A 9,870-nucleotide genomic window follows, 5' to 3' on the forward strand; every position below is an offset into this window, starting at 1 on the left:
TAATTGAACAGACTACTACATCACCCTTCAGCATCTAAATCTAGAGATTGCATTCCTCTACTTTGGGCAAAGTTGAGCATACTTCCCAACTGCAACCACACTAATAAACAGGTTAGTAAACTGATTGGTAAACCAACTCCTAAAGCTAGCAAGGTGGGAAAACCAAATATTTCTAACCCTGAAGACATAAATAAACAAATACCAGCAGTGATGCCGAGAAATGGCACAAATAATTGTTTTAATGAGGAATTTGGCTTAGTATTTTCTGAGCGTTCCCTTGGCCATTTCTGTACAATTACTTTTAATGTTCCAGATAATGCAATACCAGAGGTTAAGGCGGCAAAAAAGCCTACAATTAACAGAAAATAAGGCGGTTGCAAGGGGAAATAGTACATGGAAACTCCTGGTTATAAAAAGAAGAATTCAAAATTGGTGAATTCAGGAATCAAAATCAATTAATGGATGACTCAAACTCAGTTATTCTCTGATGTAGAAGTAAGTTACATCAGCGAGTCATAATACAGAAGCCATTCTGAATTCTGACTCCTGAATTCTGATTAAAACTTTTAATTTTTACCTGGTGGCTGGTTTTCCAATASGGTTCGGATAAGCAGTATGAAYTTCCCTTGTGGTCTGGGAAAAGGTTAAGGGGTAAGGGGTAAAGGATGTATTTGAAACCTTTYCCCTTTCCCCTTTAACCAAACCGTATTGGCTCGTTTCCGACAAAAGACCCAAGAAATGTCGCTTTTGGTAATATCGCAGCTGCACCTTCTCTGGATAATTCTGTCAAAATACCGATGGCTACATTGAATAAACGATTCGGTTTTAAGTCGTCTTTAACCAGGTTCCATAGGCGTTGGACTTCTTCGGTGTGCAGTCTGTCATCTTCGGTGAGAGCAATGACCAACTGTCGGCGCAGAAATTTGCCTTCTTCGGACATTAAATATTGCAATCCCATTTGGGCTGTGGGTACGACATCAAAATTACCATCGGTACGAGCGATCGCAATTAAATTTTCTAACCGCTCCCACTGGAATTTACCATCTTTAAATAGCACGTTCAATAGTCGTCGCCGCAATGCTGGTGATTCTCCTGTCAGCAATCGCCGTGCTATATATGGATAGCCAACCTCGACAATTTTAAAATTCGGGTTGAGACTCAAGGCAATACCTTCCTGAGTCACCAAGGAACGAATAATTAAAGCAAACTTCGCCGGAACTCGGAAAGGATATTCATACATCAGTTCCGAAAATTCATCGGTGATGGTTTTGAAGTTAAAATCGCCGACGTTTTTACCGATGGCATTTCCCAACACCGCTTCTAATGCAGGTACAATTGGGCAAATGTTTGTGTCTGGCGTCAGGAAACCCAAGTTTACAAAGTCTTCGGCTAAATCGGTGTAGTCTTTATTCACCAAATGCACTAAGGCATCCACTAGGGTTTCTTTGGTGGTTTCTTCCAACTGATCCATCATGCCAAAGTCTATGTAAGCCATCCTACCATCGGGCATGGCAAACAAATTACCAGGATGGGGGTCTGCATGGAAGAAGCCATGTTCTAATAACTGTTGCAAACCTGAGGTGACGCCAATTTGAATAATGGCTTCTGGGTCTAAACCTGCTTCCCGGATGCGTTGGGTATCTGTTAGCTTGAAGCCGTTAATCCATTCCAGGGTTAAAACGTGGGTGTTAGTGTAACGCCAGTAAATGCTGGGAACTTTCACCTGGGGGTCGTTGTGGAAATTACTAGCAAATTTTTCGGCGTTGCGACCTTCATTGATATAGTCAATTTCTTCAAATAACTTGGTGCCGAATTCGTCCACAATTAAAGTCAGGTCGTGACCGAGATTCAGAGGTAACCAAGGGGCTAGCCAACCCGCCGCCCAGCGCATCAAATATAAGTCGCGTGTCAGAACGGGGCGCAAGTTGGGGCGTTGCACTTTCACTGCCACTTCTTCCCCAGTGATCAAACGACCGCGATATACTTGACCCAAGCTAGCCGCAGCTACCGGCGTCGCTGACAGTTCGCTAAAACTTTCATGAATTGGGCGGTCTAGTTCGGTTTCGATAATTTGATAAGCAATAGCATTATCGAACGGTGGTAACTGGTCTTGCAACTTCACCAGTTCTTCTAAAAAATCTTTGCGTATTAGGTCTGGTCTTGTAGAAAGGGCTTGACCAACTTTAATAAAAGTCGGCCCCAGATTCGTGAGCAGTTTTCGCAGCTCTACAGCTCGTTTTACTTTGTTTTGCTCTACTCGATCTCGCCATTCATCCAACTTAATATTGAGTATAAATCCTGCAAAAGACCAGAGAATTCTCACCAGTCGCCCCCAAGCTAGCCAGGGACGGTAACGGTAGTAGCGAGCGATCGCTTCTGGATTGTAGCCTTTTAGCTGAGCAGGTTGATACTGACCCACGGCTTTGTTTGCCTCTTCAACTGTTGAAATTTACACTTTTGCTGCCTTGTTTCCTGAACTGCAACTTAGTTGCACGTACAGGATAGGAATAGTCTTTTATCTAAAACAATCAGAACTTTACCCTTTTCGGATGCCGTTCGAGGCAAATTTCGCCTATATTACTGCTTAGATTTGTTTATCTTTTTCTTAATTATACTTTATAAAACTACAACTACTTGTGCATCTATCTGATGATTTTATATTTTCTTAATTATTATTCACAAATATATAAATCTTTAATCAGATATACAAATTCGAGAGCGATCGCAGCACTTAGTAACTTCCAGGTAAAAAAATATTCCATAGAAAACTGTTAACTGTTTCCGTTGACTATTGACGGTTCACAGTCAACGCTTTAACCGGAATAATTTATTTTTTGGAGTTACCTTAGTAACTACATTTACTAATAGCTACAAATGGGCACAGTATTATTACAGTGTCAACTTTTTTCATTTTAAAATTCAGGCAGCTTCAGCCAAGCTTTTAGCTTTCCCTGAATACTTTGGCGATGATGGTTTTCTAAAACACTCATCCACAGTGAAGTTGATAGCACAGCGCCACAAATAACTGCGGTAGTTACAATTACAGCCCATTCTGAAGTTATTCCTAACAGCAACAGACTTCTCTTTGCTAACCAAGACAGGCCCAAACAGCATACCAGCACAGTAGCCCATAAACCAACTACTTGACGTAAATAAATGCCAAAGTTGAGATACAAACGCACCATTGGTCTATAGACTCCATACCAATTGTTTGTTAGTATCTGTGCGAACATTGTCGCCATTGCTACTCCCAGTAAACCCAAAGGTTTAATCAAAATCCATGTAAATATTAAGTTCAAAACACCCGAAGTTAAAGACCAAGGAGCATACTTTTCATCCTCCGTGGCTCGCGAACTTGTGATTAAAATTACATGTTGAGTTTCTAAGGAGACGATAATACAAAAAATTACCAACACATCTAGACCAACAAAGTTACCCTTACCCAACCACAATTTGATAAAACCTCCACCCGCCACCAGCAAAAAAGCAACTCCCGCAGCCACAATGGACAATCCTATGCGTGCATTCCGTAAAGTCATTCGGTGAATATCTGCTAAATTTCCGGCTTGCCATGCTTGACTAATAAAAACTGCTGAAGAACCAGCAAAAGCAATACCAGCTTGAGAAATATTAGACATTAAATTATAAGTAGCTTGATAACTAGGAATAAATTGAGACCCCTTAAATAAAGCAATAAAATAAGTATCAGTACGTAAAATTAAAAATACTCCTAAATCAGTTAACCACCAGTATAAAGAAGGTTTAAACAGTGCTTTAGCATATTGAATATTCCAATTGCCTTGAAAAAGCAATAAATTCGGAAAACGCCAGCGAATAATTGTAATAAATATTAACCGCTGCATTAACCCAGCCACTACAGAAATTGTTGCCAATGCTAATAATCCACCTCCCAACATGACTGCAACCATGTTGCTAAATATAATTAAAAAATAGGTTAAGACCGCAATCAAACCATCCCAACCAACATATCCCATACCTGCCAGTAAGCAATCAAAGTAAGATAACCAAACTGCGATGGCATAACCAGCACACATCAATGTCCAAGACCAAAGCACTTGCTCTTGAGAAACTTCATGTAACTCAATTTTACTGATTAAAGCATAACCAATAACCCAAGCTACAAAGAAAACAATTACTGCTAACCATCGTAAAATTAACCGACCTGTAACTACTAAATCTCCAATATGTTGTTGAGTTTCATCTGTTAATTCTACTTCTGGATCGAAACCGCTTTTTCCTTTTGCCAAAGCTATATGCCGTGTCAAAGTTGGCGTGATTCCTAAAGATAACAACCATAAAAAAGATTGGCTATTACCTAGTAAATACCATAGTCCTAATTCCTCTTTTCCCATAAATCGGAAGAGAGTCGGAGTCAAAACTAAGCCTGAGCAAATTATCGACACCCGACTTAGCCAAGAAACACTAACTGCAAAAGCAATTCGCCGAGAAATTGACATAATAATTAGGGATTGGGGAATCGGGAGTTGGGAGTGAGGAGTTAGGAGTTAGGAGTGAGGAGTTCTGAATTCTGAGTTCTGAATCCTGAGTTCTGAATTCTGAGTTCTGAATTCTGAGTTCTGAATCCTGAGTTCTGAATTCTGAGTTCTGAATTCTGAGTTCTGAATTCTGAGTTCTGAATTCTGAATTCTCTTTTAATTAAATATTTTTAGAGTACATTTTTCCTGGTTGCAAAATCGTTTGCAAAATGACATTGCGGTAAGATAATGCAATAGTATCCCAGCTAAAACGTGAAGCATTTATAACTGCTTTTTGCAGCCAATCTCCACTCAAGACTTTGGCAATGGCAGCAGCATAATTTTCTATATCTGTAACGTCGCATAAAATTCCGGCATCTCCAACCATATAGCGACGCATTTCATCGTCTGTGGTCACTATTGGTAAGCCACTAGCCATTGCTTCTAAATAAGAAAGGGCGCATGGTTCATTAATTGAAGGTAAAGTGAAGGCATTGACACTGCGATAAACTTTGGGCATTTGATTACTGGGAAAGATTTTGATGGCAAAGCGATCGCTTCCTAATAACCGATCGCCTAAGGATTGAAAGTATGCTCTATCTATGCCATCTCCACAAATAAGAAGACTAACTTTTGGTAACGAAGCTACAGCTTTAATTGCTAGTTCAACTCGCTTGTGACTGTGACGATTCAAAGAAGCTACACACAAAACTAAAGGTTTTTTTAAACCCAAGTCTAGATGTTCTCCTTGTGGTGTAAATCGGTTTGTATCTACACCGTTGGGAATAACGGTAGTAGGTTGAGAAGGTCGTAAATTTTGCACAAAATTAGCCATAGCTTCCGAAAAAACCACGAGATGATCGGGACAAAATCGCAAATTACGTGCAAGCAGTCGCCCTTGGGCTAATAATCCAGTATGCTCGGTATAAATAAAGGGCGTACCAATTAGGCTACGGACAAAAGCTGCCACCGCTAAGCCTCCGTAATCGTTGCAGGGAAAAATTAAGTCCGCGGGGTGTGTGAGCAGTCGAAATGCACAAGGTAAAAAACTTGTCAAGTGTTCGATGGCAATATCGGAATGGGTAAAAAAACGTTTCAATAGAGAAGCGATCGCTAAATTATTCACAATCTGACGTGCCTTTGTGCGGTCAATACCACCAGCTGGATAGTAAAATTGACTACAGCGATCGCCCGCTAATAATTCCACATCAAAGTACGTACTCAGGCGATCGGCAAGTTCTATGGCAAAAATCTCCGACCCTCCACTCCAGTTAACTCCCGCACTCGGATGCACTAAAACCACTCGATAGGATCTTTGATGTCGTGCTGTCATTTGAGCATGATTATCAGTATCAATCGAGGGCTGAATCATAAAAAATTTATTCAGATACACAGTTATATCTACTCCCCACTCCTCAAATTCAGATTTGGCCGATTCCAATTCCAAGTAGCAACTGCAAACAAAGTCCACCAATAGAAAAAGAAGGTGGTGTGACTCCAAATATTTTCAGTAATCATACCGACAGCCACAGCTGCAAGAATAGCTAACAATACCCGACACAAATCTCGCTGAGGTTTAGTAGAAGAAGTGCGTTGAAGTAACTGAATTAAATATGTAGCTTGGATACAAAGAAACAGTAGGAAAGCTAAAAGCCCAAAAATTCCGCCTTCTACTAAAGCTCGGACATAATCATTGTGAGCGTAGTTATTGTAAATAGTTAAATAGTGACTAGTTGCTAGACCATAACCCAAAATCGGCGACTGCTCCCAAGCTTGTATGAGTAAAGACCACTGAGCAAGTCGCCAGTTAAAACTATTACCGTCTCCATGTGACAACAAAATTGCCCGCGATATATCTAAATCTGGATTTAACAACGGTGTTTGAGTTAAAGAGGCGAGGCGTTGTTGTCCAAACTCAGTGCTAGCAAATAAAACTATAACTACTGCAAATAACAATGCTCCACCAATCAAATTAATCAGATTCAATCTTGGTGCAATCAAAACCAAAATCAGAATACCCAGCATGATCAAGCTAAACAAAGTTTTAGTACTCACATAGAAAAAGCCGAGTACAACAAGCAGTATTATCCAAGGCCAACGACGCTGGGACTGATTTAGTTTCCAATAAGTCAAACCTATGAACAGCAACAAAAAAGTTGCAAAGGTATTAGCTAGACCAAGTGTGCCATTAATTCGGGAAATTTCCCCAGTGATTGGATCTTTGGTAGCTTGCAGTACGCCTGGTAGCATGGAAGCGGGAACAAGCATCTGTATTGTTGCTGCTGTCAAGGGTAAGATGAGAGCGAAAAATAATGTAGAAATAATCTTTTGTGGATGAAGTCGGTTTTGCAGTTGCATTACTAGCAAATAGACCATTAGCGAAGAAAAAAGACGCACCCACTCGCGGATACTATTTAAGAAAGCACCAGCATCTAGATCCTGTTCTCCTAAAGGTATGAGTATGACTCCCAAACCTTGGAGAACTACCCAACCTGCAAAAAACCACCAAAACTTATCAGTACGTACTACCCGCCCAGTTAGTAATGTGACTGTCACATAAAGTAAAGTCAGGACATCCACACCAATGGCGAATAAAGAGGGAATTTGTCGAGCAGAAAAAGGATCGAGGGCACTACGCAAGATTAATAATCCGAGTACAGTTTGCTCGAAGCTGGCAAAGAACGAGAAAACTACCGCGATCGCTCCCACTATCAACGCCAGATAAACAGGCATAAATGCTGTAAGTAACCCAATTACCAAACCTGCCAACCCAATCTTTAGTATCCAGGAGCGTTCACTGGCGAACATCTTCATAAATTTCACGAAATACCTGATACAGATATAGATATAGGTAGGGACATACAGCTGTACGCCCCTACAGCCGATTTACTTCTGAATTCTGACTCCTGAATTCTGACTCCTGACTCCTGACTCCTGACTCCTGACTCCTGAATTCTGACTCCTGACTCCTGAATTCTGACTCCTGACTCCTGAATTCTGACTCCTATTGCATATCATCACTTCGACCTCGAACCGTTTCCAGAATTGACGGTATCCCTTGGGGGAGTTGAATGGATCGCAGGACGGGATAAATAACGGTAAGACTTTTCAGTTTGAACTGCCATACCATTAACTACTACTCCCAGAATTGGTATTCGATTTTGTGTAAATTCTGATACTGCTTTTTTCAGGAAATCTTTGAGAGTAAAACTAGGACGTGTAATCAGCACGACACCATTGGTATAGCGACCCAAGGTAGCTGCATCAGCACTGATATTTAACGGAGGAGTATCTATAATTACTAGATCGTAATTTTCTGTAGCATCTGCTATCAACGACTTCATGGCCTCAGACTCTAGTAGCTGGGAGGGTCTTGGGTGTAGTTCGCCGGCAGTCAGCACCGAAAGGTTTTCAATATCTCCAAGTTGCACGGCATTTAATAGCGATCGCTCTTTGGTGATGGCTTCGCTAAGTCCGGGTTTAGCTGGTAAATTAAACAGCTTGTGCTGCATCGGACGATGTAAGTCGGCATCTATAATCAACGTTCGTCGAGATAACATTGCACAAACAGCTGCTAAGTGGGAAACAACTACTGATTTCCCTTCTCCAGATTTAGTACTACTAATAACAATGCTCCGCAATTTCTGAGAACTGCGAAACTCTAGAGTCTTAAGCAACATCCGATAAGGTTCCACCAAAGCAATATCGTCTAAAAATCCTTCTGCTGCTTGGAGATTCAGGGCTTTGTGAGGTAGAGATGGTAATGTTCCCAACATGGGAATTTTTGTCAGTATTTCCTCGGCTTCGGAAGTATCGTGTATGGTGTTATCGGTGGCTTCTAAAAGTAATACCACACCAACAGCTAAGACACCCCCCACCACAGTAGCCAGGGCCAATACCAAAGGAGGTTTGGGGAAGCTGGGAGAAGTTGGTGGTTTAGCCTCTTCGATAATTCGCATATTGCCAACTAATTGGGCTTCAGCAATTCGCGCTTCTTCGAGTTTGCTTTGCAACAACTTTAAAGATGCTGCTGCTTCTTCTCGTTGGCGCGTCAGTACAGTCAGAGGTTGTTGTTGAATTGGTAGTTGTGCTAAACGAGCTTGGAGATTAGCTTTTAAAGACTGAACAACTTTGAGCTTATTTTCCAATGCCAAACTTTCAATTTCATTGCCAATCAGGTCAGAAGTGAGATCCTGACTCAGAGGATCGGATGCTACGTGATTTTGAGAAATAGCTCGATTTCCAGAGGTAAGACTAGCTAATTGGCGATTGTACAAAGCATTGAGGGCTTGTTGTTGTTGCAGCAGCAATATCAAACTTGGATGGTTATCTGTGAACCGCAGACGCACAGTAGCTATCTGGGTTTGCAAATCTGCTAATTGAGTGCGTAGTTTCTGGAGTTGCTCGTCTTGACCACCGCGTATGGATGCATAAGCATTGCCAAGGCTTTGAGTAGTAGTAATTTCTCGTAGGGATGCATCACGCGATCGCCTTTCTTGGAGTTGGGTAAATAAAGTCCTCTCCTGGTCTTCTAAAGTAGCTAAACTATCAACTAAACTTTTGCTTTGGTCAGCAAAAGAAATCAAACCAGTAGCTTGTTTATATTTGTTTTCCGCAGCCTCCGCTTGTTCCAGCCGCCCACGAGCCACAGGAACCTCTTTTTCCAAGAATTTCCTGACATTTGCAGCTTCTTTGCGAATTTGTTCGGCACTTTCCTCAACCATTGTTTGAGAAACAGCATTCACGAGGTTAGCAGCCAGAATTGGGTTTTGGGTTTGATAGCTAATAACCAAAATATTCGTCGCTGGGACAATTTTGACTCGCAAACCTTTACTGAATTTCTTAGTTGTCAACTTGCTTTTGCTTTGAGAAACAGGAAAAACCTTAGCCAGCGATCGCTCTAAAATAGGTACTGATTTGACTAATTCTGCCTGTTCCGCCAACGGACTAGGGCCGCCAGGTACACCCGCAGGTACCTGTGTGAGGTCGCGCCCCAACTCAGAAACACTCACCCGTTTGTCATCCAATATCAATTTTGCTGATGCTCGATACAAACTTGGAGCAAAAACTAAGTAGGCTACTGCTCCCCCAATCACAGCAACAAACGTCGCCAAAGCCGGCCAACTCCGTCGCTTCAAAACCATTACTAAAGATGAAATACTTTTCTCCATTACATATACCTTTGTGTAATTGGGCAAACGAGGAGTGTTGATTGTTGATTGTTGACTGTTGACTGGTGACTGATGACTGTTGACTGTTGACTGATGACTGATGACTGTTGACTGATGACTGTTGACTGATGATTGTTAACTGGTGACTGTTGACTGAAGAGTTATTATTCTCCCCATCCCCCCATCTCCCCCATCCCCTCAAC

6 protein-coding genes are annotated in these 9,870 nt (G+C 41.5%); all 6 read right to left on the minus strand.

The features are described from left to right. Positions 1-20: 20 nt before the first annotated feature. The 6 genes from VF06_RS32725 to VF06_RS32755 all read right to left on the minus strand — a co-directional run bounded on the left by VF06_RS32725 (position 21) and on the right by VF06_RS32755 (position 9,667). Positions 21-395 carry a hypothetical protein gene (locus VF06_RS32725; protein WP_099071613.1) on the minus strand — a complete coding sequence of 125 codons (375 nt, stop codon included), beginning with the start codon at positions 393-395 and terminating at the stop codon, positions 21-23. A gap of 299 nt (positions 396-694) precedes the next feature. Then, positions 695-2,419: an ABC1 kinase family protein gene (locus tag VF06_RS32730; RefSeq protein ID WP_099071614.1), complete on the minus strand. Its 1,725-nt coding sequence runs from the start codon at positions 2,417-2,419 to the stop codon at positions 695-697. Between the two features lie 493 nt (positions 2,420-2,912). Beyond that, positions 2,913-4,478, minus strand: coding sequence for a lipopolysaccharide biosynthesis protein (locus tag VF06_RS32735; protein ID WP_099071615.1), 1,566 nt, complete (start codon positions 4,476-4,478; stop codon positions 2,913-2,915). 199 nt (positions 4,479-4,677) lie between these two features. After that, on the minus strand, positions 4,678-5,868 hold the full coding sequence (locus VF06_RS32745) for a glycosyltransferase (RefSeq protein WP_099071616.1): 1,191 nt from the start codon (positions 5,866-5,868) through the stop codon (positions 4,678-4,680). Positions 5,869-5,897: 29 nt separating this feature from the next. Continuing rightward, positions 5,898-7,304 (minus strand): O-antigen ligase family protein, encoded by a 1,407-nt coding sequence (locus tag VF06_RS32750; RefSeq protein WP_099071617.1) that lies wholly within the window; start codon positions 7,302-7,304, stop codon positions 5,898-5,900. Between the two features lie 209 nt (positions 7,305-7,513). Continuing rightward, on the minus strand, positions 7,514-9,667 hold the full coding sequence (locus VF06_RS32755; protein ID WP_099071618.1) for a GumC family protein: 2,154 nt from the start codon (positions 9,665-9,667) through the stop codon (positions 7,514-7,516). Positions 9,668-9,870 lie beyond the last annotated feature (203 nt).

This window comes from Nostoc linckia z4 (assembly GCF_002608075.1).
Lineage (GTDB): Bacteria > Cyanobacteriota > Cyanobacteriia > Cyanobacteriales > Nostocaceae > Nostoc > Nostoc linckia.